Source organism: Dokdonia sp. PRO95, from assembly GCF_000355805.1.
In the GTDB taxonomy this organism is placed as follows: Bacteria; Bacteroidota; Bacteroidia; order Flavobacteriales; family Flavobacteriaceae; genus Dokdonia.
Map to the genome: position 1 here is coordinate 421,267 of NZ_CM001837.1, position 23,200 is coordinate 444,466.

A 23,200-nucleotide genomic window follows, 5' to 3' on the forward strand; every position below is an offset into this window, starting at 1 on the left:
TTTATGAAGAACCACTTTACAATTACTCGAGATTTTTTATTAGAACTCAATTTTAATATCACTACAGAAAATACGGCAGATGGTATTATGGTTGTACAAAAGGAAAACTCAGGTATCAAAAACCTGATTCTGGGCATTGCTCCTCCTATTCTAATTATCGAGCAATTTATTTTTACCATCAATAACCAGTCAGAAAAGATTTTTAAAAGTCTGCTGCAAAAAAACCGAGATATCATACACGGCGCTTTTGTACTAGATGATACTGGTAAAAAGGTCATCTTTAGAGATACCCTACAGATAGAAAATCTTGACCTCAACGAGCTAGAGGGAAGCTTGAACTCCCTGAGTTTACTTATGAGTGAGTACTCAGAACAGATTATAGAATTTTCAAAATATTAAAAAAACGACATTATGAACATATTTAAACGACTTTTTAAAATAGGACAAGCAGAGGCAAATGCATCTATAGATAATATGGAAGATCCTATCAAGATGACAGAGCAAGGCATACGAGATATGAAAGAAGATCTTGCCAAAAGTGTAGAGGCTATGGCTCAAGTAAAAGCAATGGCCATACGCGCAAAAAACGAGCGTGACGAGCACGATGCAAAAGCAAAAGACTACGAGAGCAAAGCCATCGCTATTCTTAAAAAAGCTCACGCAGGATCTATGGATGCGACAGATGCAGACAGACTAGCCAAAGAAGCCCTGGCCAAAAAAGAAGAAGCACAGTCACACGCGACACGCGCTGGTGAGGATACCTCAAAATTTGAAGGTAATGTAGCACAACTACAAGGCTCTATCCAGACTATTAAAGATAACATAAGCAACTGGGAGAACGAGCTTAAAACACTCAAGGCACGTGTAAAAGTGAGCGATGCTACTAAGAATGTAAACAAGCAAATGGCAGCCCTAGATAACACTGGTACCGTGAGTATGCTAGAACGAATGAAAGAAAAAGTAGCGCAAGAAGAAGCACTTGCAGAGGCTTATGGAGACATCGCAGATACTAATAAAAGTATAGATGATGAGATAAACGCCGCTGCAGATACTAGCGAGGAGAAAGTAGATGATGAGCTTGCAAAACTTAAAGAACAATTAGGGCTAGGTAAAGACAACGCCTAGCCATCATAAACCTTAAAACCATCAACCATTGGACAACTTTATAAATCTCATATTTTCAGAAGTTAATATCATCTTGAGCGTCTTATTGATACTCTTGATCATTTACTGGATACTTACCTCGGTGAGCGGTATTGATTTTGACTACGATATGGACATCGACATTGATCTCGATGTAGATGTAGATGCAGATTTTGACATCAACACCGTAGACTCTGGTAGTATGGATTTTGAAGATGTCTCAAGTGCAGAGGTAGACAGGTCACACGTTGTAAATAAAAGACGTAAACCGCTTAAGTGGTGGCAAGTATTGTTAATTTACTTCAACTTTGTAGGTCTTCCATTTATGTTCACCTTTACGGTATGGGTATTTTTATGGTGGCTTTGCACCCTAGTAACCACAAGTATTACCGGTAGCTATGCAACAAGTTTTGGTTACATACTTATGTTGAGCTGTATGATCCCTGCTTTGTTCCTTACTAAGATATTTACCACTCCATTTAAGTCGTTTTTTAAAAACTTGAATAAAGATGGTGATAAGGCTACAGACTTTTTAGGTCGTGACGCAGTGTTGCTATCTACCATTTCTGGAGACAAGATGGGTAATGCAGAGGTACTAGCAGATGGCAACCCTATGAGTATTTATGTAAAATCACTAGATGGGTCAGAAATACGCTTTCGCGAAAGCGTACTCATCATCAAACAGTCACCAGATAAAAATTACTTTTTAGTCAGCAAATATTAATTAAGCGTGTAAACGCACATTCATAATCAACCAAAAACAAAAATCATCAATTTTATGGAAAACCTACCATCTATCGCCATCGCCCTTGTTGTGGGTATTGTGGCACTCATTGTTATTTACTTCCTCATCATCGCGATGTTCTACAAAAAGGTACATCAAGGTCAAGCCTTGGTTCGTACAGGTTTTGGCGGGACAAAAGTAGCGACAGATAAAGGGCTCTATGTGGTTCCTGTCTTTCACCGTGTAGAAGTAATGGATATTTCTGTAAAGAAAATCCAGATTGAGCGTCTTGCATCAGAGGGTCTTATTTGTAAAGACAATATGCGTGCAGATATCAAGGTAGCCTTCTTTGTACGTGTAAATAATGAAGTAGAGTACATTAAGAAAGTAGCTCAAACCATAGGTGTGCAACGTGCATCACGTCAAGAAACGCTAGAAGAGCTTTTTGAGGCAAAATTTTCTGAAGCGCTTAAAACCGTGGGTAAAAAGTTTGACTTTATACAGCTTTATGAGGCTCGTCGTGAGTTTCGTGATGAGATTGTAGACATTATAGGTACAGATCTTAATGGATATACTCTTGAAGATTGTGCGATAGATTACCTAGAGCAAACTGCAGTTACACATCTTAAGGCAGATAACATACTTGATGCAGAAGGTATCAAGAAAATCACAGATCTTACAGCTGCACAAAACATCAAAGCAAACCTTATTAAACGTGATGAGGAGAAAGTAATACGCAAGCAAGATGTAGAGGCTCGCGAGGCGATACTAGAACTAGATAAGCAACTCGCCGAAAAAGAAGAACAGCAAAAACGTGAGATCTCAAACATAAAATCTCGTGAAGAGGCAGAGATTCTTAAAGTTGCCGAAGAAGAGCGTCTCAAGTCTGAAACAGCTCGCATTGCTACCGAAGAAAAAGTAAAAGTAGCCGAAGAAAATATGCAACGCCAGATTATCGTTGCTGAGAAAAACAAGCAACGTACTGACAAGGTGGAGACAGAGCGTGTGGAGAAAGACCGTATGCTAGAACTTACCGAGAGAGAGCGCGTAGTAACACTGGCTCAAATCGAAAAAGAGAAAGTTGTTGAAGTTGAGAAAAAGAACATTCAAGATGTGATACGAGACCGCGTGATGCTAGAGAAAGGTGTGGTAGAGGAGCAAGAAAATATGAAAGATATTGAGGCTTTCAAAACTGCAGACCGTTCTAAGCAAGTAGCAATTACAAATGCGGAGGCAGCAGCTCAAGAAGATCTTATTAAGACCATAAAAGCAGCCGAAGCATCAAAAGAAGCAGCAAAACAAAAAGCCGAAGAAATTAATATCGAAGCACTAGCGCATAAAGAAGCAAGTGAGAAAGAGGCAGATGCACGTAAAATTCTTGCCGAAGCACAAGCTAAGGAAGAAGCAACCGTGGGTATGTCTGAGGCACAAGTAATGCACGCTAAGGCAGATGCAAACGAGCGTCAAGGTATTGTTGAGGCAACTGTTATCGAGAAAAAGGCACTTGCAGAAGCTGCCGGAATTGAAGCAAAAGCAGAGGCAAAACGTAAAGATGGTCTTGCAGAGGCAGATGTAATTAAAGAGAAAGCCCTTGCAGATGCCGCAGGTATCGAAGAGAAAGCAAATGCTATGAAGAAACTTGACGGTGTAGGTAAAGAACACGAAGAGTTTAAACTACGTCTTGATAAAGAACTTCAAGTAGATCTTGCAGAAATTAATATCCAGAAAGATATTGCAGATGCGCAAGCACAAGTTATAGGCGATGCTCTTAAAGCTGCAAATATTGATATTGTAGGTGGTGAGACTATGTTCTTTGACCAGATTATAGGGCAAATTACAAAGGCCAAAGGTTATGACAGACTCGTACACCACTCAGAAACGGTGACAGAGGTAAAAGATGCCATTTTAGGTAGTGATGATGTAAAAGGAAACTTGCTTGAAAAAGTAAAAGAATTTGCAGATAAGTACGGCATCTCTTCTGAGGATCTTAAAAATGTGACCATTGCAAACTTACTGATGGATTTAAAATCTAAATCTTCAGACAGCGATGAGCAAACCTTATTCAGTAACCTATTTAACCTTGCAAAGGGATTAGGATTATCTGACAAGAAACTGAAATAAAACTCAGTAAACAACGGCAGCTTGCAACCAGTGAGATGGCAAGCTGCTGGTTGTTTTTACGCTTTCGCGAAAGCGTAATTACTACCACATCTCACAACTTTCATCACAAGAATCAATCAACAAACCAACGATTAGTTTCCAACATTTATGGCAAACGAAACTCCAGATATACAACCTAAAGCAACGCAAACTCTTGACGGCGGCACCTATGAGATTATACAAGGTAGACTGCAAAAACAAAAAACCGACTTACAAAAGCGGCTACAAGAACTTAACGAGGAGCGTAAAAATGTTTTTGGTTCACTAGAAACAAAGCTCATTGCAAATGACCGTATCAATACAGAAAATAACTGTATTGCTCGTGATATTGTATCGCTTAAAAACTTGTGTTTATTTGGCTACAATGTGCATTTTGGACTACGTACAGACATACACCTAGGAGATGTTTTTAGTGCCTATGAGTTTAAAGACAATCGTTTTGAACCTCGTGATCTTTCACTTTTACAAGACGACACTTTTCTACTAGACTTTGCAAACCTGTACAAGTATTACCGTAATACCATCTTTTCAAAGTTTGCGATTATAGGTAACTACCTGTATATGGTTTTTCAGCTTAGTGATAGTGTTACAGATATTAAAACATTTAAGTGGCTCATAAAAGAAGATACGTTACAGTATGTAGATAACCGTAGTGAGCACGAGTATCGCTTCCCACAGCAACACGATTTTAAGTGGCAAGAGGCTACGCGTGATATGCACCGTTATGGTGAGCACGCTCACGTGTCTATTTTAGACAAGGTGTTTGTAGAGACTATAGGTGGTGATCTTACCATAAAAATAGAAGATAATACAGATCAAGGTAAAGGAATATTAGATGAGCCCGTAGAGCTTATAGACCAGACACTAGATGATGGCCAGTATCGCTATGCAGATCTGGGTAACCTACTTGCGCTAGAGATTAAACCCTTTCAAGAAGAGCCTCGCTATTTTGTATTTAATAACAAACTAAAGGAAGTTCAAAAAATACAGAGTGTTAAGGACACCTGTGTCTTGCTTCCAGATGATCAAGGTATCATTTTCCCAACAGGCTACTACTTACAAACAGGAGAATACAACATTTTTGATAATGCCATCCCAAATGTAAAATTTCAGCAGAAGGTGAGTTCGCCTAACGGGGAGGACTTTTTATATGTCTTTTACTCGCCAGAAGAGGCGCTGTACAACTTGATGTCATATAATGTGATTACTCAAGAGATAAAAACACCTATTATCTGTAATGGTTTTACCGTATTGCAAGATGGGCAGCTATGCTATTTTAGAACCGAAAATGAGCAAACCAAGCATCACGTGATACAGATCTGGCAAACCCCATTTTTAAAGGGGGACTATATGCCTTCTCAGCACGAAGACACGTTACTTTATAAAATAGGAAATAAGGATATTGTAAAAGCAATGGCAGAGGTAAATAGCCTCATCACACTGCTCAATAAAGAAGATAATTACGACGGACTGTATAGCGATATTGCTAAGTTCTCAAAAGATATACTAGATGCTTACTACTGGCTTCCAGAAGCAGAAACCAAGCAACTCAACGTACCACTTGCAGAAATAAATGGAGCTGCAAATGCCGCTATAGATGAGTTTCAAAAAGTAGTACAACTCAAGCGCAACGCTGCCAAACAAACTAAAGAAGTTGAGACCAAAGCCTCTGAGATTTTTGGCAAAATAAAAAGCACCTCTTTTAAGTCTATTAATGATTTTGTGGCGCTGCTCACGCAGTTGCGATCATTACGTGGAGAGACCATCTCGCTTAATGACATACGCTATGTAGATCCCACTTTCGTGAAAACGCTAGAGGAAGAAATTGCTGTGCAAACACAAAAAATTTCTGAGAAGTGTGTACAGTTCTTACTAGATGACAAAGCGTTAAAACCATATCACGATGCCGTAGCCGAAAAGAAACAGGTGATGGATGGCATCAAGAAAGTCATTGAAGCCAAAAAACTCGAAGAAGAAGTAAACCAGATTGCAACAGATCTTGAGTTACTTATCGACATTGTTTCAAATCTTGATATAGAAGACACCTCCCACTCTACTAAGATAATTGATGATATCTCGCTCATTTTTGCAACTATCAATCAGTTAAAGGCTGGGATTAAGAATAAGAAAAAATCACTGGGAAGTGCAGAGGCACAAGCCGACTTTGCTGCCCAACTTAAGTTAATTGATCAAAGTATCATAAACTACCTAGATATTGCCACCACGCCAGAAAAGTGTGATGAGTTCCAAACTAAAATCTCTATCCAGCTAGAAGAGCTAGAAGGAAAGTTTGCAGACTGGGATGAGTTTATCACGCTCATTATTGAAAAGCGCGAGGAAGTATACGGAGCTTTTGAAGCACGTAAAAATGCACTGATAGAAAAGCGCAACAAAAAGGCAATGGCATTAAAAAATGCCTCAGAACGCATTTTAAAAGGCGTACGTAAAAAAGCCGAAAGCTTTAAAACAGCTTCGGAAATAAACGGATATTTTGCCGCAGACCTTATGATTAATAAGGTGCGTGATATCATACAGCAACTTAAAGAGCAAGAAGATACCGGAAAGGCAGAAGAGATTGAGACTGGACTTAAAACAGCCCGTGAAGATGCGCTGCGCAAGCTCAAAGACAAACTAGATCTCTATGAAGATGGAGATACGGTGATACGACTTGGCAAGCATAAATTTGGTGTAAACAAACAACCGCTTGACCTCACTATTGTGCTTAAAGATGGCGCGCTTAACTATCACCTCACAGGCACCGATTTTTATCAAGAACTCTCAAACGAGACCCTTCTCGCCTCTCGCCACATCTGGGATCAAGAATTTGTATCAGAAACTAGCGAGGTGTACCGCAGTGCCTACCTAGCTTATAAATTATTTAATAAACTAGACAAGCACACCCTACTAGAAGCCGGTGATGATGCGCTACTTGGGATAGTACAAGAAGAAAGCCGCAATGATTATGCAGAGGGCTATGTAAAAGGTGTGCACGATGTAGACGCGACTAAAATTTTAAAGGTACTCGTACACAAACACAACGAGCTAGGACTACTCACCTACGCCCCAGAAATTAGAGCATACGCTCAGTATTTCTGGAACAGCATTGACCCAAGTACTCAAAAAACACTTAACCAATCTATAAAGGCTTCGGGAGAGGTGTTGCAGTTTTTTCCAGATGCAAAGGAGTACCAATTTATTGTTGATACTTTAAGTGAGGAGATACACGCTTTCGCGAAAGCGGAATCCCTTTTCTCACCCGAGTTAAGTCAGACCATTGCGACCTATATCTTTGACGAGCTTCAAGGTGACACAGAGTTTGTGCGTAGTAGTGTTGCGGTGCGTTTAAAAGACGCTTTCGCGAAAGCGTTAAAACAACAACAGGCAGATCTCAAGTTTAAAAAGAGTTATGAGTCACTCCCTAGCCTAAAAGGGAAAGTGCAGCTCGTAAAACAGTGGGTGACGGCATTTGTACGCACCCAAGAAAGCCTAACCGATGTACGCTACGTAGATGAAGTAGTGTGTTTACTACTCTTTGAAGATGAGTCGGTTTTAAAAACAAAAGCGGCTTCTCCAAATGAGAAAATTACTGGTTTAAGCGGTGATCACAGCACGATAACCGAAGGTGTTTTCAACTTTAACTACCACGACTTTACGGCAAGGCTCAACTTATTTGTAACAGAGCAAGTACCCGCATTTGAAACTTTTAAGAAAGCAAAACACACGGTTACTGAAGAGTTAAAAGAAGCTTTAAAACTAGACGAATTTAAACCAAGAGTGCTTACATCCTTTGTGCGTAACAAGCTGATTGACCAAGTGTATTTCCCATTGTTTGGTGATAACCTTGCAAAGCAATTAGGAACCGTGGGCGATAACAAACGTACCGACCGTATGGGTATGTTGCTGCTCATCTCACCACCAGGATACGGAAAAACCACCCTGATGGAATATATCGCAAACCGTCTAGGTCTTGTTTTTGTAAAAATTAACGGCCCAGCGATAGGTCACGAAGTTACGTCTGTAGATCCAGAAAGTGCTACAAATAGCGCTGCACGTGAAGAGCTCAAAAAACTCAACGTCGCTTTTGAGATGGGTAACAATGTGATGCTATACCTAGACGATATACAGCACTGTAATCCTGAGTTTTTACAAAAATTCATCTCCTTATCTGACGGTACACGTAAGATAGAAGGTGTGTACAACGGGAAGTCAAAAACTTATGACCTACGTAGCAAGAAATTCTGTGTAATAATGGCGGGTAACCCGTATACAGAGAGTGGAGAGAAATTCCGCATACCAGATATGCTTGCAAACAGGGCAGATATTTATAACCTGGGAGATATCATAGGAGATACGGAACACCTGTTTAAATTGAGTCTTATTGAGAATTCGCTCACTGCAAATCCGCTACTGCAGCAGTTAAGTAGTAGTCATTTTGAAGATGTGTATACCTTAATAGACCGCATAGAAAATGGGACTCAGGACAGTCAGCTCAAAGGAAATCACACCGCACAAGAGGTGGCAGATTACACAAAGGTACTAGAGAAGGTAATCACCATACGCAACACAGTACTTAAGGTAAATGCAGAATACATACGCAGTGCCGCGCAAGAAGATGCTTATCGTACAGAGCCGTCATTTAAACTTCAAGGATCATACCGTGATATGAATAAACTCGTAGCCAAAGTAGTTCCCATTATGAACGACACTGAGCTCGCGACCTTGCTCCTATCGCATTATGAAAGCGAGTCACAAACACTCACTTCAAGCGCAGAAGCAAACCTCTTAAAGTACCGCGAACTCATAAATGCGCTAGATGAAACGCAGCAACAGCGCTGGAACACGATGAAAGAAACCTTTGTAAAAAATAATAAACTCAAAGGTTTTGGTGATAAAAATGAAATGGCACAGGTGCTCTCTCAAATGATGGAGTTTACCGAGAATCTTGAAGGGATAAAAAAGGCGCTTGAGAAGGGGTTGGAGCGGTAAAAGGCTTATCAATACTCAATACATATACTCATTACATAACTCATACATACTATTGACTCATTTATAGTATGTATGAGTTTTATTTGGCGCTACTTTTAAATAAAAAATAAAATGAAAGCACTTCATTTACTTTGGTTATTAGCTTGTCTAAGTTCTGTTTCTTGTAATTCTTCTCTAAAGACTTTTAGCGGCAATGCTCAAGGGACTTTGAACAAACACAATAAAATCGTAATCACTAGAAATGACAGCCTAAACAAACTTAAAGCAGCACTTACTAGAGGCGAAATTTCAATTGCTGAGTTTTTTTCAATGGGTCAAAATATCAATAAAAACAAAATACTCGTAAAGGCAAAGAATAATGGGAATTTTAGAATAAGAGCATCTAGAAAGGATACTTTAGTCTTTAGTTCTTATCGATTTATAAGTCAAAAAATAGCTGTAGCTGATTTTGAAAAAAATAAAGGTATTCACATAAGATTAGAACCTCAACCGTGCAAAGAGTATGTACCGTGCGAGGAGAAGCCTAAATTACATATTGCCATATTAGAAAAGATTAAGGTTGAAGGAGAAGAAAACACATACTATTGCAATAGAACTAGCATCCCGTTTGACAGAAAATTTAAAGGCACCTATAAAGTTATAGAAAACGTTTACGGTGACTTTAAAACAGATACTATATCTTTTAGCATTTACGATCACTACGGAAGACCTCCTGCTGAGCAATATGAGAAAGTTATTTTCTATGTGTATGATAATTGTGGCGTTCTTAATAGTAGAAAATACACTTACACCATTCCCGTAAAATCAAATAATGGTGAATGGGTTGTTCCATTTCGATATCAATCAAAAGAGTTTTTACAATTGAAAAAAGAAGGATTTTTAGATTTACTACCGAAACCTATGACTTTTGAGAAAAAGATTAATTTCATCGTCAAAGAAAATATATCTAATGACTCAATAAAAAAATTATATCCTTCACCTTATTTTATAACAAAAGGTAGACAAGTCGAGGTAAAATATGGAAATACGCTTGAAGAATTATTAGAAATAAAAAGAAGAACGATTTTTGATAACACCGATTTTTTAGATTTGAACTAATCTAGGTTTCAATTGTTAGAAGTAAACTAATCCGTCGTAAAACATCTCCCCTAGCCCCTCTTCAAAGAGGGGAAAATACTCACGATACTTTTTAATTTTGCTTTGCAAAATTAAAAAGTATCAAACCACAACAGTGTCCCTCTTTGAAGAGGGAAAAAAGATGTCCGCAAAAAGGAGATAAAGTCACAAGACGAGAGATGTCCACAAAGAATCACAAATAAAAAAACGACAGCTCTCGCTGTCGTTTTTAAATTCTATATAAGGTATGTCATTTACTGACGTGCAGCTGGAACCTCGTCCACATACGTAGAGCCTACTCCTGGCTCATCTTGTGGAAGCTCGTCTTTTGACGCTAGGTAACGTTCTGCATCTAGTGCAGCCATACATCCTGTTCCGGCAGCGGTAATTGCTTGACGGTACACGTGATCTGCCGCATCTCCAGATACGAATACTCCCGGTACGTTTGTTTTAGAAGTTCCTGGTGTATTGATGATATATCCAGTCTCATCTAAATCTAAGTAGTCCTTAAAGATATCTGTGTTAGGCTTGTGCCCTATCGCTACAAAAAATCCAGTTGCTGGGATATCGTGCTCCTCACCGGTTACATTATTCTTTACTCTTGCTCCAGTCACACCTACATCGTCACCTAGCACCTCAACAGTTTCTGTATTGAAAAGGATTTCGATGTTTTCTGTTTTCTGTACACGAGCAGCCATAATTTTTGATGCTCTAAACTCGTCACGACGTACGAGCATTGTTACTTTCTTACATAATTTAGAAAGGTAGTGTGCCTCCTCACAAGCGCTATCTCCAGCACCTACAATTATGGTTTCTTGGCCACGATAAAAGAATCCGTCGCAAACGGCACAGGCAGATACACCTCCACCCATTTTTAAATACTTCTGCTCAGAAGGTAATCCTAAATATTTTGCACTCGCTCCTGTAGATATAATCACAGACTCTGCGTGTATTTCCTTTTCTCCGTTGATCCACGCTTTGTGCACATCTCCAGAAAAATCTACTTTAGTCACCCATCCGTCACGTACATCTGTATCAAAACGCTGTGCTTGTTTCATTAACTGCACCATCATTTCTGGTCCAGTCACACCATCTACATAACCAGGGAAGTTCTCCACCTCGTTTGTCGTGGTAAGCTGTCCTCCTGGCTGCTGCCCTTGGTAAAGAACTGGTGCCATATTTGCACGTGCTGCATAAATTGCTGCGGTATATCCCGCTGGTCCTGAACCTATGATAAGGCATTTTACTTTTTCTACTGACATACTGTATTATTTTTAAGCTTTCGCGAAAGCGTAACAAACACTTTTACAATCGCACAATTCTTATTTATATCTTCCTTACAAAAGTAGGTTTTACAAGCCAAACCTTACAATCAAGTTATCAAGAAAACGAATGGCTTTATCACCAAAAGTGATATAACTCATCACGAGCTTACTCTTGCATAGATTAAAGATAAGATTCTAACCTCTAACACGTGTTTTCAAATTGTTAATACATCATAGAGTGTGGTGATAATTCTGTAATTTGCCGTTAAAATCTGATACTATGAAAAGTCGTTTTACTTATATCTTATTATTACTTGTTGCAAGTGTAGCTTGCGCACAAGAAACTAGAGAAAATGATGTCACACTAGCCTCAAACCTAGATTACACCTATGAGGTTATTGTTCCAGAACTTACTAACCCTTGGGGATTAGCTGTATTGCCAGATGAGTCTATGCTTATCACTGAAAAAAGTGGAGAACTCATACACTTTAAGGATGGTAAAAAAACAATGATTACTGGTGCTCCAGAGGTGGTGACGCGTAATCAAGGTGGTTTACTGGACATACGCTTGCATCCAGATTATGTAACTAATGGCTGGATATACATCACGTACTCATCGCCAGAAGGCGAAGAAGATGGAGCGATGACAGCACTTATGAGAGCAAAATTAAAAGACGGCGCGCTTACCGAAAAGAAGGTGTTATATAAAGGAAGCCCAAATACGAGAAAGGGACATCACTTTGGCAGTCGCGTGCGTTTTGACAAAGATGGTTATGTGTACTTTTCTATAGGAGATCGTGGTGCGAGAGATGAGAATCCGCAGGATATTACTCGTGATGGAGGTAAGATTTATAGACTTAATGCAGATGGTAGCATCCCTGCAGATAATCCTTTTGTAGGTAAAGACGGAGCAAAAGAAGCTATCTTCTCTTATGGACATCGTAATCCGCAAGGAATGACTGTGCATCCTGAGACAGGTAAGATATGGATACACGAACACGGACCTCGTGGTGGGGATGAGATTAATATCCCTGAGGCTGGTAAAAACTTTGGGTGGCCAATAATCTCTTACGGTATTAATTACAGCGGAACTACATTTACAGAAATTACAGAAAAAGAGGGAATGGAGCAGCCAGTGTATTACTGGGTTCCTTCTATCGCTCCTTCTGGGATGGCTTTTGCAAACAATACTGGTGATGCAAAACTTGATGGTAACTTATTAATAGGTTCGCTTAAATTTGAATACCTAGAACTTGCCATTTTAGAAAATAACAAGGTGGTTGCTCGTGAAAAGTTACTAGAAGATGTAGGTCGTGTGCGCAATGTGATTAATCACAATGGCACTATCTATGTAGGTGTTGAGGGAAAAGGAATCCTTAAACTAGTTAAGAAATAATGAAACTACTTATAAGTTTATGTACGGCAGGAGTTAGTGTGTTTTTATTTTTCGCGAAAGCGGAAAAAGAAGTTTACACCTCTCAAGACCCACTTGCAGAATCTATAGAACGTGGTGCAGAGGTATACCAAGACTTTTGTATACAGTGTCACCTAGGTAAGGGTGAAGGTGTGGCAGGGACTTTCCCGCCGCTTGCTGGATCAGACTGGCTTACAGAAGATCGCTATAAAGAAGCCATAAAAGCTGTAAAGTATGGCCAGCAAGGTCCTATTACCGTAAATGGTGTCGCATATAATGGCGTGATGGCAAACCTTGAGCTTTATGAAGATGAGGTGGCAGATGTAATGAACTACATTATGAACAGCTGGGGCAATAAACAGAAAGAAATGATTACTGAAGAAGCGGTGAAAGCTATCTCAAAATAAAACCAAGAGTTTTTATTTCATAATTATTGGAAATAGTTGTCTTGATTTTACTGGTGTAATCCACTACTTTTTAAAATATCGATGAGCCGAGAATATTCTTCTCGGCTTTTTCATTTCTAATCCATTTCAATTACCCATTTTAAATTGTATTTTTACCTCCTAATCGTCCTCAAATTTATGGGTAAAATAATTGCTATTGCAAACCAAAAAGGTGGTGTAGGCAAGACCACTACTTCTGTTAATCTCGCAGCCTCTCTAGGTGTGCTAGAGAAAAAAGTACTCCTCATTGATGCAGACCCTCAGGCTAATGCAACCTCAGGTTTAGGTATTGATGTAGAAAGTGTAGAGGTGGGTACGTACCAACTTCTGGAGCATACTAATAATGCAGAAGAGGCAATCATAAAAACGTCTTCACCTAACCTTGACCTTATACCGGCACATATTGATCTTGTTGCTATCGAGATTGAACTTGTTGATAAAGAGTCACGAGAGTACATGATGAAAAAAGCGATAGGTCACCTTAGAGATAAGTATGACTATATCTTGATAGACTGTGCACCATCATTAGGACTGCTTACTCTTAATGCCCTCACATCTGCAGACGCTGTGATTATCCCAATACAGTGTGAGTACTTTGCACTAGAAGGATTAGGAAAACTATTAAATACCATAAAAAGTGTTCAAAAAATTCACAATCCAGATTTAGATATCGAAGGATTGCTACTCACAATGTTTGACTCTAGACTACGATTATCTAATCAAGTGGTAGAAGAGGTTCAAAAACATTTTAGTGAGATGGTTTTTGAAACAATCATACAGCGTAATGTGCGTTTAAGTGAGGCACCTAGTTACGGAGAAAGCATTATTAATTATGATGCCGCAAGTAAAGGAGCAACCAATTACTTGAGCCTAGCTCAAGAACTTATTACAAAAAATAATAGCTAGAATGGCTAAAGCAACAAAAAAACAAGCGCTAGGTCGCGGACTTTCGGCATTACTGAAAGATCCAGAAAATGATATAAAAAGCGCCGAAGATAAAAATGCAGACAAGGTTGTAGGTAATATCATTGAGCTTGATCTAGATGATATAGATGTAAACCCTTTCCAACCTCGTACAAGCTTTAATGAAGAAACTCTAAGGGAGCTCGCCTCATCTATTAAGGAACTAGGCGTTATACAGCCTATTACGGTTCGTAAGATGAGTTTTGGAAAATACCAACTGGTTTCTGGAGAACGTCGTTATAGAGCGTCTAAGCTTATAGGTAACAAAACAGTACCTGCATACATACGTATCGCAAATGATAATGAGAGTCTCACAATGGCTCTTGTTGAAAACATACAACGTCAAGATCTTGACCCAATAGAAATTGCACTTTCATACCAGAGATTAATAGACGAGATCAACCTCACGCAGGAGCAAATGAGTGATCGCGTGGGTAAAAATCGATCTACAATAACTAATTATCTGCGTTTATTAAAGCTTGATCCTATTGTACAGACTGGTATGCGAGATGGCTTCTTGTCTATGGGACACGGGCGCGCACTTATAAATGTAGATGATACTGGTGACCAACTAGATATTTATGAAAAAATCTTACAAGAAAAGCTTTCTGTAAGACAAACGGAGGCATTGGTAAAAAATTATCATGCTACCTCTAACATTGAAACACCTAAAGAGCAAAAAGAAGAAACTCCTAAATTCATTAAGAAAGGAACTAAAGAGTTTGCCGAGTATTTTGGAGCAAAGGTGGATATCAAAGTAGCAAAAAATGGCCGCGGAAAGATTTCTATTCCGTTCTCTTCAGAAGAGGACTTTAATCGATTACAGAAATTAATCAAAGGTGCAAAGTAACAAATACCTCTTACTGGTTTTTTTATTGTGTTTTTACGCTTTCGCGAAAGCGCAACAAGACTCCCCTGCAGAAACTATTATTGATGCAGATGAGGTAGAGGGCATATCTAGTAAAGAACCTTATGACCCTCTAAGACCAGCAAAAGCTGCCTTTTACGGCGCTGTACTCCCTGGATTAGGTCAAATTTATAATAAAGATTACTGGAAACTTCCACTAGTGTACGGAGCTTTAGGCTCTACAATTTACGGTGTATCATATAATAGCAAACAGTCTGAGCGTTTTAGAACTGCCTTTAAAGATAGACTGGCTGGTCGTATAGACGAGTTTACTACAGTTAATGAAGATGGTACGACCACAGAAATCTTTTCTGATGATGCTCTTATTAATGGTCAAGATCAATTTAGAAGAAGAAGAGATCTGTTTATCTTAGTATCTGCTGGAGTCTATGTTCTCCAGATTATAGAGGCAAATGTAGATGCTCACTTATCACAATATGATGTAGATGATGACTTAAGCTTTGGACCTGCACTTTATTATGACGACTTAGGGCAGACCATGAATTATGGACTCTCTTTTAATTACAAGTTTTAGTATATGAAAATAGCACTCCTAGGCTATGGAAAAATGGGTAAAACCATTGAAAAAATTGCCGCAGATAGAGGCCACGAGATTGTTGCAAAAGTAAACTCTCCTGAGAGCTTTACACTAGCAGATGCAGATATTGCCATTGATTTTAGTATTCCAGATAGTGCTGTAAATCATCTAACAAAATGTTTTGAAGCAGGTGTACCGGTTGTTTCTGGAACGACAGGCTGGCTAGACAACTATCAAGATATGGTTACCCTTTGTAATACTAATAATGGAGGATTCATTTATGCTTCAAACTTTAGTGTAGGCGTTAATTTATTTTTTGAGTTTAACAGAAAACTTGCAGCTATCATGGCACCTCATAAAGACTATAAAGTTGATATGACAGAGATTCACCATACTCAAAAACTAGACGCACCTAGCGGTACAGCCATTACACTTGCCGAAGGCGTTATGGAAGCATCAGACTACACAGGCTGGGCTCTTAATGAGGGACAGCATATACAAGAAAACCATCTCCCAATCACTGCCGAGAGAGAAGGAACTGTACCCGGCACACATATTATCAATTACAAAAGTGAGATAGATACTATTACTCTAAGCCACGAAGCCCACTCTAGACAAGGATTTGCTCTGGGAGCCGTAGTTGCAGCAGAATGGTTACAAGGAAAACAAGGGGTTTTCAACATGAGAGACGTTTTAGGACTTTAACTTGTAACATTATCTAATAACGTAAGACCAACTTACAGATTCAAAATATTACAGATGACACTTATACAATGGTTTATATTTTTTCTAATTGTTCAAGCAGTACACTTTGCTGGAACTTGGAAACTCTATGTACGCGCTGGACGTAAAGCATGGGAAGCAGCAGTACCAGTTTACAATGCAGTAGTACTCATGGGTATTATAAATCGTCCTAAGTGGTGGACCATTTTACTATTTATACCTATTGTAAATCTTATTATGATACCTGTCGTTTGGGTAGAGACTGCCCGGTCTTTTGGATTCAACACCTTTAAAGACACTGCACTTACGATTTTTACAGGAGGATTATATTTATACTACATCAATTATGCGACAGATGCTCCGTATAAACACGATAGAGATATTAATCCAAAATCGTCTAGTGGAGAATGGACAAGTTCTTTACTGTTTGCCATAGTTGCAGCAACATTAGTGCATACATATTTTATGCAACCCTTTGTAATACCGACTTCGTCGTTAGAAAAAACCCTCTTGGTAGGCGATTGGTTATTCGTGAGTAAATTTCATTACGGAGCACGAACTCCCCTTACCACAGTAGCTACACCTATGCTACACGATACTATTCCTGTTATAAAAGAAAAAAGTTACTTATCAAAACCACAACTACCATATTTTAGACTTCCTGGTTTTCAAAAAATAAAAAGAAATGACATCGTCGTTTTTAACTGGCCAGTTGATACACTTGTAGATATTACCCCTGGAAGCATGCGCGGTAGTGTGCGTAAACCTATTGACAAAAAATCTAACTATGTCAAGAGAGCTGTAGGAATAGCTGGAGATTCTCTTGAAGTACGCGATGGCTATGTGTATATCAATGGAGAGCAAAACGATCTTCCAGATCGTGCTCGTATTCAGTTTACTTATAACATTGTATCGAAAGTTCCTTTAGTTAAAAACGCAACTAATGCAAGTGGATATTACACCTTCCCAACGGATCTTATTAATGGAAGATATGAGATATCAGACATTGTTTTAACAGGAAATAGTGGAGGTAACGGGCCTTATTCTCATAGCGCCCAAGTAAGTGAAGCTGCTATTGAAAAACTTAAGAATAACTCAAATATCATAAGTATTGAGCGAGCACATTATGATGCTAAAGAAAATAACACAGGGATCTTTGGAGCCATGCCAGGTAGAGCTTCTAGCGTAGATAACTTTGGACCTATTTATATTCCTGAAGAAGGAACGACGGTAGCTATAAATACTGAGAGTCTGCCTTACTACAAACGTATTATCGAAGTGTACGAAGGTTATGAAATGGGTAGAGAGCGTGAAATCACAGTAAACGGTAACCAGATATTAATGAATGGCGAGCCTCTTACTGAGTATACTTTTGAGCAAAATTATTATTGGTTGATGGGTGATAACCGTCATAACTCGCAAGATGCAAGAGCTTGGGGTTACGTTCCTTTTAATCACGTAGTAGGTAAGCCTGTGTTTGTATGGTTTAGTAAAGACGCAAACGTTCCTGGTTTTAACGGAATACGATGGAATCGTGTATTTACAACCGTAGGTGGCGATGGACCTTTAGTGAGTTACCGCTACTGGTTTTTAGGAGCCTTATTATTATACATAGGATGGTCTTTCTTTAGAAAGAAAAAACAGGCTAAGAAGTAATTTATGAAACCAGCTCTTATTACCGTAGGCTACTGTGCTCCTATTATACAGTACGCAGTAATTTATCAAACCGAACAACTTCACATTGAAGCTAAGGGGAATTTCCAAAAGCAATCGTACCGCACGCGTATGAAGATTGCTACATCTACTGGTGAGTTAACACTCATAGTCCCTATTCTTCACCGAAAGGATAAAACAGAGCGCCAGCAGTATTATGATGTGAAGATTGAAAATAAATTTCACTGGCAGCGCGACCACTGGCGGTCTCTTAAAATCGCATATCAAACCTCTCCTTACTTTGAATATTATGAGGATGAATTTGAGCATCTATACCATACTACCTATGACAGTCTTATAGACTTCAACAACGCTTGTCATACCGTTATTATGGAGTGTTTACAGTTAGAAATTACACCCATTCTTACTGAAGAGTATTTTAAAAATCCTGAACAATTAGATTATAGACATCTAGTACAAGCCAAAAAAGAACCTAACTACCCATTACCAGAGTATCACCAACTCTTTAATGAAAATCACGGCTATTTATCTAACCTAACTATTTTAGACCTGCTATTCAATCTCGGCCCTAGTGCACAAGATTATCTTGCTAAGGTTGATCTTTCTAACGAGCTAGCATAAAAGTCGCCATAGAAGGCTTGTGATCACTTAAATCTACATCGTAGGTTTCAAAGTTTGTAACCGGTAAAGACTCGTCTACTAAGATAAAGTCTATACGTAAAGGTATGATATCAAACCAGAAGGTTGCTCCAGTTCCTGATCCCGCTTTCGCGAAAGCGTCAACTTTATCACCTTTCACCTTGCGATACATATAAGAGGTAGCGCTATTGTTAAAATCTCCTGTAACAACAACTGGAAAAGGAGATAGTGCTTCACTCTGTAAAAACTTAGCTACCTGAGCTTCTTGCTTTTCAAAAGCTTGACCTAATCTACCCAGTAATTTTTTTGAATTCTCCTTTTGTAAGTTTACTAGATTAGGCGATAAGCTGAATGATTGAAAATGCATATTATACACCCTTACAGTATCAGTAGCTGTTGCAATATCTGCATAAATCCCATTATTACCCGTATTTTCAAAATCCAATGAACCACTATTAATAATTGGATATTTTGAGAAAATCACTTGACCAAAAGATTTACTAGGCGATGTCATTACTTTATACTCGTATGGATATACCTTCTCATCGGGTTTAAATCCTGGATAATATTCTTGAAAGGAAACGACATCAGGATCTTTATCAGAAATTAGCTGCACAACACGCTCACCTACTTTCACTTCATCAGACCAACCGTGTATATTAAACTGCCTTACATTATAGGTAAGCACTTTTAACGCATTTGAATTATCTACCTCTTCCCCTCCGCCCAAGCGTATGAGAGAGAAAATATGAGTTATACCCAGAGCGAGTACAATTGCTGAGAGCAACAGTTGTCTTCTACCCCTAAAAAACCAATAAACAAAGAATATAAAATTTATAATAAGCAGTACAGGAAGTACAAGGCTAAGCACAGAAAGTGCAGGAAAAATATGTGGAGGTATAAATGGTAATAAATAACTAGCTAGTAGGAGTACGGCAAATATGCTATTTACAAAGAAGATAATCTTACCGAAGAATTCGAGCTTTTTCATCTCTTATTCCTTACCGGCTTTAAATAAAAAGTCCTTCTCAGCCTTAGACAGACTGTCGTAACCACTTTTACTTATCTTATCAAGAATAGCATCTATGCGTTGCTGCTGTTCAGATTTTGATCCAGTCGCAGGTCTTCTCGATTTTGAGGTCGTATTATTTGCCGTTTTATGTACGGTACGAAGTGGGGATTTCTTTTCTTTTTTAGGAGTTTTAGTAAACCAACTTGTTACTGAATCCATGATTTTTTCAAACCACAATCCTATATCATTCCCTTTAAGTAATTGCTTTGCATAAACAAACCCAAAAGCAGCACCACCTAAGTGTGATATTAGTCCGCCAGCGTTTCCAGAATCTAGCATTAATAAATCTCTAAGCACTACAAAAACAGCAATCCACCAGAGCTTGATATTAAATGTAAATATCCTTATCTCTGCATTAGGTGTGTATGTCCCTATGAAAACGACAATTGCATTTACAGCTGCGCTTGCACCTAGTAAAACGCCTGTCCCTCTAAAGGCTGGAAGTACGTTGTATAACAAAGCAAAAAGTGTTCCTCCGGCAATTGCTCCCAAGAGGTAAATAGCAAGAAATTTCTTTTCAGAAAAAATGTTTAATACAAACCGTGAGAAGACATAAAGCCAGACCATATTCCAGAACAAATGTCCAAAACCAGCATGTAAAAAAGCATATGTAAGTATACCCCACGGCTGCTGTAAAAATCTCACAAAGTCTGATGGCAACACAAAGTATCTACTAAAGAAATCTGATCCTAAACCAGATATCCATGGAACGATATTAAAAAGCAAGTACACGGCTACGTTAATTACAATCAGTTTGATTGCAATATTTGCGGTACTATATTTATATGCTAATGATGTATTTGCCATATGTAACTATCAATATTGACCTAATCCTTTTTTCTTCCAGTAAAACATCATTACAAACCCAAATAGCGCACCTCCAAAGTGAGCCCAGTGTGCGATGTTTGCTCCAAAAATTGAGAAGCCTGTCACCCCAGAAAATAAATCTATCCCTACAATGATAGGAATAAAGTATTTAGCCTTGATAGGCACAGGAATAAACAGCAATCCCAAAGAAGCATTAGGAAATAACATCCCAAACGCTACAAGTAATCCCATTATTGCCCCAGAGGCACCTACTGCAGGCACAGCAAAAGATTCATACAACTCTTGAGCCGTTTCTCTCGGTATAATCTCACTAAACTGCCCTGTACTTAGAATAGCTTTTATATCCTCAGTATTGAAGCCTAAAGCCATGATTGCATCACTCGCGCTATTAAAATGATAATAGTTAACGAGTGTATGTATCAGAGCTGCTCCAAGACCAGCTGAAAAATAAAAGAAGATAAATCGTTTCTGTCCAAGTGCATTTTCTATAGGACTCCCAAACATCCACAAGGCATACATATTAAAAAGTATGTGCATAGGGCTCCCCATATCATGCATAAACATATGCGTAAGTGGCTGCCATACTTGCCAGCTTGGATTTTCAACAAACCACAATGCAAATAATTGCATTGCTGGATCTGGCTTTATAATAAACAGAGATCCTAGATAGAAAATCACATTAACTATCAGTAGTATTTTTACTGTCTCAGTTATTCTCCCCATACCTACTTAAATTTTCTTTCTAAGTCTTCACTTGTCATGGTCACAAAGGTCTTGCGATTAGTAGGTGAAATACTTGGTTCTTTACAAGCAAAAAGACTATTAACCAGATGTTCTCGCGAGGCACTGTCTAGTGCAACACCACCTTTCACAGCAAGACTTTTTGCCATACTCTTAGCTAGAGTATCTGTCTGGCTAAAGCCACTATCTGGCACCTCATTCTCAAGATCACTTAATAATTGATCAATCACCACTGGCACTTGGCTCTCTGTGATAGAAGTAGGAATTCCGTTTATTTCAAGAATGTCACCGCTTATGGCGCCAAAAATAAAACCTGTGTTTTCTAAACCAGCTTTGAGTTCTTTAATAAGCTCCAATTCTGTAGTACTATAAGCCAATGTTAATGGAAATAACAATTGCTGACTTACAGACTCCTTTACCGTAATGTTACGCAAGAATTCTTCATAAAGCACACGCTGGTGCGCTCTATGTTGATCTATAATCACCATTCCGCTTTTTATGGTACTAACGATGTATTTATTATTGAGTTGATAGGTAGATGATTCATTTTGAGAAGATGAACTCGTAGTACTACTCTTAGTAGCATTAAGTCCACTCTCAAACATATCTGGTGTGCTTACCTCCTTTTCAAAAGTCATCGTACTTGCAGCCGTTGCCTGAGACTCCATGCCTTCGTACATGCTTTCCCAACCAGCAGCACTAGGCTTCTCAAATTCTGGACGTTGCGCTCCACGTTTTGGTGGTGCTACATTTTCAAATGGATTGAAAGTACGGTCTACCTCTATTTTAGGTGTTACAATACCCTTATTTTTATACTCATATGGCGTATCAAGCTCACTATCGCGATTAAAATCAAGTACGGGCGCAATACTAAATTGCCCTAAACTATGCTTGATGGTACTGCGCAACATTGCGTACAAGGCATGCTCATCATCAAACTTTATTTCTGTCTTGGTAGGATGTATATTGATATCAATCGTACTTGGATCTACCTTGAGATATAAAAAGTAGCTCGCTCTAGCTCTATCTGGCAAGAGGCCATCAAAGGCTGCCGTTACAGCATGATTGAGATAAGCGCTTTTTATAAAACGGTCGTTTACAAAGAAAAACTGCTCTCCGCGTGTCTTCTTAGAAAACTCAGGTTTTACCACAAATCCATTTATGGTAAGAATATCTGTCTCCTCTTGTACGGGAACTAACTTCTCATTAGTCTTACCGCCAAAAATAGCCACAATGCGCTGCTTAAGATTGCCAGTAGGGAGTTGAAATAGTTCACCCTCGTTATGATACATTGTAAAAGCAATATCTGGGTGTGCCAATGAAACGCGTTGAAACTCGTCAATCACATGACGTAACTCAACACTATTAGATTTTAAAAAATTACGCCTTGCAGGTATATTAAAAAATAGATTTTTTACAGATAGTGACGTTCCTTTTGGGGTTGCACAAACTTCTTGCACATTAATCTTACTACCTTCTATCTCTATGCGTGTTCCGACCTCTGCTCCTTCTGGTCGCGTCTTGAGCTCTACGTGAGCAACTGCCGCAATAGAGGCAAGTGCTTCCCCACGAAATCCTTTTGTATTTAAATTGAATAAATCATCGGCTGCTGTGATTTTTGAAGTGGCGTGGCGTTCAAAACTCATACGAGCATCTGTATCACTCATTCCTTTCCCGTCATCTATAATCTGGATCAGGGTTTTACCAGCATCTTTTACTATAAGTTTAATGGTAGATGCTCCTGCATCTATAGCATTCTCAAGTAATTCCTTTACCACAGAAGCTGGGCGCTGCACAACTTCTCCCGCAGCGATCTGGTTTGCTACGTGATCGGGTAAGAGTTTAATAATGTCTGCCATTA

General features: G+C 38.8%; 19 protein-coding genes. 14 read left to right on the forward strand and 5 right to left on the reverse strand.

The window, feature by feature from the left end; all coding sequences use genetic code 11:
- Nucleotides 1–3: 3 nt before the first annotated feature.
- The 6 genes from D017_RS01740 to D017_RS01765 all read left to right on the forward strand — a co-directional run bounded on the left by D017_RS01740 (nucleotide 4) and on the right by D017_RS01765 (nucleotide 10,111).
- The gene (locus D017_RS01740; RefSeq protein WP_035334318.1) at nucleotides 4–399 is read left to right on the forward strand and encodes a hypothetical protein; all 396 of its coding nucleotides are present in this window, start codon (nucleotides 4–6) and stop codon (nucleotides 397–399) included.
- A gap of 12 nt (nucleotides 400–411) precedes the next feature.
- On the forward strand, nucleotides 412–1,125 hold the full coding sequence (locus D017_RS01745) for a PspA/IM30 family protein (RefSeq protein WP_035334319.1): 714 nt from the start codon (nucleotides 412–414) through the stop codon (nucleotides 1,123–1,125).
- Nucleotides 1,126–1,153: 28 nt separating this feature from the next.
- On the forward strand, nucleotides 1,154–1,867 hold the full coding sequence (locus D017_RS01750) for a hypothetical protein (protein ID WP_035334320.1): 714 nt from the start codon (nucleotides 1,154–1,156) through the stop codon (nucleotides 1,865–1,867).
- A gap of 54 nt (nucleotides 1,868–1,921) precedes the next feature.
- The gene (locus D017_RS01755; protein WP_021778391.1) at nucleotides 1,922–3,988 is read left to right on the forward strand and encodes an SPFH domain-containing protein; all 2,067 of its coding nucleotides are present in this window, start codon (nucleotides 1,922–1,924) and stop codon (nucleotides 3,986–3,988) included.
- Between the two features lie 147 nt (nucleotides 3,989–4,135).
- Nucleotides 4,136–9,013, forward strand: a complete 4,878-nt coding sequence (locus tag D017_RS01760) for a DNA repair ATPase (RefSeq protein ID WP_035334321.1) — start codon at nucleotides 4,136–4,138, stop codon at nucleotides 9,011–9,013.
- A 111-nt stretch (nucleotides 9,014–9,124) separates the two neighbouring features.
- On the forward strand, nucleotides 9,125–10,111 hold the full coding sequence (locus D017_RS01765) for a hypothetical protein (RefSeq protein WP_035334323.1): 987 nt from the start codon (nucleotides 9,125–9,127) through the stop codon (nucleotides 10,109–10,111).
- 272 nt (nucleotides 10,112–10,383) lie between these two features.
- Here D017_RS01765 and trxB read toward each other — a convergent pair whose 3' ends face one another.
- Complete coding sequence (gene trxB, locus D017_RS01770; protein ID WP_021778389.1) at nucleotides 10,384–11,391, reverse strand: thioredoxin-disulfide reductase; 1,008 nt, start codon at nucleotides 11,389–11,391, stop codon at nucleotides 10,384–10,386.
- A gap of 283 nt (nucleotides 11,392–11,674) precedes the next feature.
- On the opposite strand from trxB, the gene D017_RS01775 reads away from it, so the two are divergent.
- The 8 genes from D017_RS01775 (at nucleotide 11,675) to D017_RS01810 (ending at nucleotide 18,680) form a co-directional block, all read left to right on the forward strand.
- Nucleotides 11,675–12,790, forward strand: coding sequence for a PQQ-dependent sugar dehydrogenase (locus D017_RS01775; RefSeq protein ID WP_035334325.1), 1,116 nt, complete (start codon nucleotides 11,675–11,677; stop codon nucleotides 12,788–12,790).
- Nucleotides 12,790–13,215: a cytochrome c gene (locus tag D017_RS01780; RefSeq protein ID WP_035334327.1), complete on the forward strand. Its 426-nt coding sequence runs from the start codon at nucleotides 12,790–12,792 to the stop codon at nucleotides 13,213–13,215. The genes D017_RS01775 and D017_RS01780 overlap by 1 nt, the downstream gene beginning before the upstream one ends.
- Nucleotides 13,216–13,392: 177 nt before the next feature.
- Complete coding sequence (locus D017_RS01785) at nucleotides 13,393–14,160, forward strand: AAA family ATPase (protein WP_035334329.1); 768 nt, start codon at nucleotides 13,393–13,395, stop codon at nucleotides 14,158–14,160.
- A 1-nt stretch (nucleotide 14,161) separates the two neighbouring features.
- The gene (locus D017_RS01790; RefSeq protein ID WP_035334331.1) at nucleotides 14,162–15,067 is read left to right on the forward strand and encodes a ParB/RepB/Spo0J family partition protein; all 906 of its coding nucleotides are present in this window, start codon (nucleotides 14,162–14,164) and stop codon (nucleotides 15,065–15,067) included.
- A complete protein-coding gene (locus D017_RS01795; RefSeq protein WP_035334333.1) occupies nucleotides 15,057–15,659 on the forward strand; it encodes a DUF5683 domain-containing protein in 603 nt (200 codons plus the stop codon). The genes D017_RS01790 and D017_RS01795 overlap by 11 nt, the downstream gene beginning before the upstream one ends.
- 3 nt (nucleotides 15,660–15,662) lie before the next feature.
- A complete protein-coding gene (gene dapB, locus D017_RS01800; protein WP_035334334.1) occupies nucleotides 15,663–16,367 on the forward strand; it encodes a 4-hydroxy-tetrahydrodipicolinate reductase in 705 nt (234 codons plus the stop codon).
- Nucleotides 16,368–16,421: 54 nt separating this feature from the next.
- Complete coding sequence (gene lepB, locus D017_RS01805) at nucleotides 16,422–18,041, forward strand: signal peptidase I (RefSeq protein ID WP_035334336.1); 1,620 nt, start codon at nucleotides 16,422–16,424, stop codon at nucleotides 18,039–18,041.
- A gap of 3 nt (nucleotides 18,042–18,044) precedes the next feature.
- Nucleotides 18,045–18,680, forward strand: a complete 636-nt coding sequence (locus D017_RS01810; protein WP_035334338.1) for a WbqC family protein — start codon at nucleotides 18,045–18,047, stop codon at nucleotides 18,678–18,680.
- Here D017_RS01810 and D017_RS01815 read toward each other — a convergent pair.
- From D017_RS01815 to mutL, 4 genes are read right to left on the reverse strand one after another with little or no spacing between them, the layout of a single operon-like run.
- Nucleotides 18,664–19,689, reverse strand: a complete 1,026-nt coding sequence (locus D017_RS01815) for an endonuclease/exonuclease/phosphatase family protein (RefSeq protein WP_035334339.1) — start codon at nucleotides 19,687–19,689, stop codon at nucleotides 18,664–18,666. The genes D017_RS01810 and D017_RS01815 overlap by 17 nt on opposite strands.
- 3 nt (nucleotides 19,690–19,692) lie before the next feature.
- Nucleotides 19,693–20,577, reverse strand: a complete 885-nt coding sequence (locus tag D017_RS01820) for a rhomboid family intramembrane serine protease (protein WP_035334340.1) — start codon at nucleotides 20,575–20,577, stop codon at nucleotides 19,693–19,695.
- A gap of 9 nt (nucleotides 20,578–20,586) precedes the next feature.
- Nucleotides 20,587–21,321 (reverse strand): rhomboid family intramembrane serine protease, encoded by a 735-nt coding sequence (locus D017_RS01825; protein WP_035334341.1) that lies wholly within the window; start codon nucleotides 21,319–21,321, stop codon nucleotides 20,587–20,589.
- A 2-nt stretch (nucleotides 21,322–21,323) separates the two neighbouring features.
- Nucleotides 21,324–23,198, reverse strand: coding sequence for a DNA mismatch repair endonuclease MutL (mutL, locus tag D017_RS01830; protein WP_035334342.1), 1,875 nt, complete (start codon nucleotides 23,196–23,198; stop codon nucleotides 21,324–21,326).
- Nucleotides 23,199–23,200: the final 2 nt, after the last annotated feature.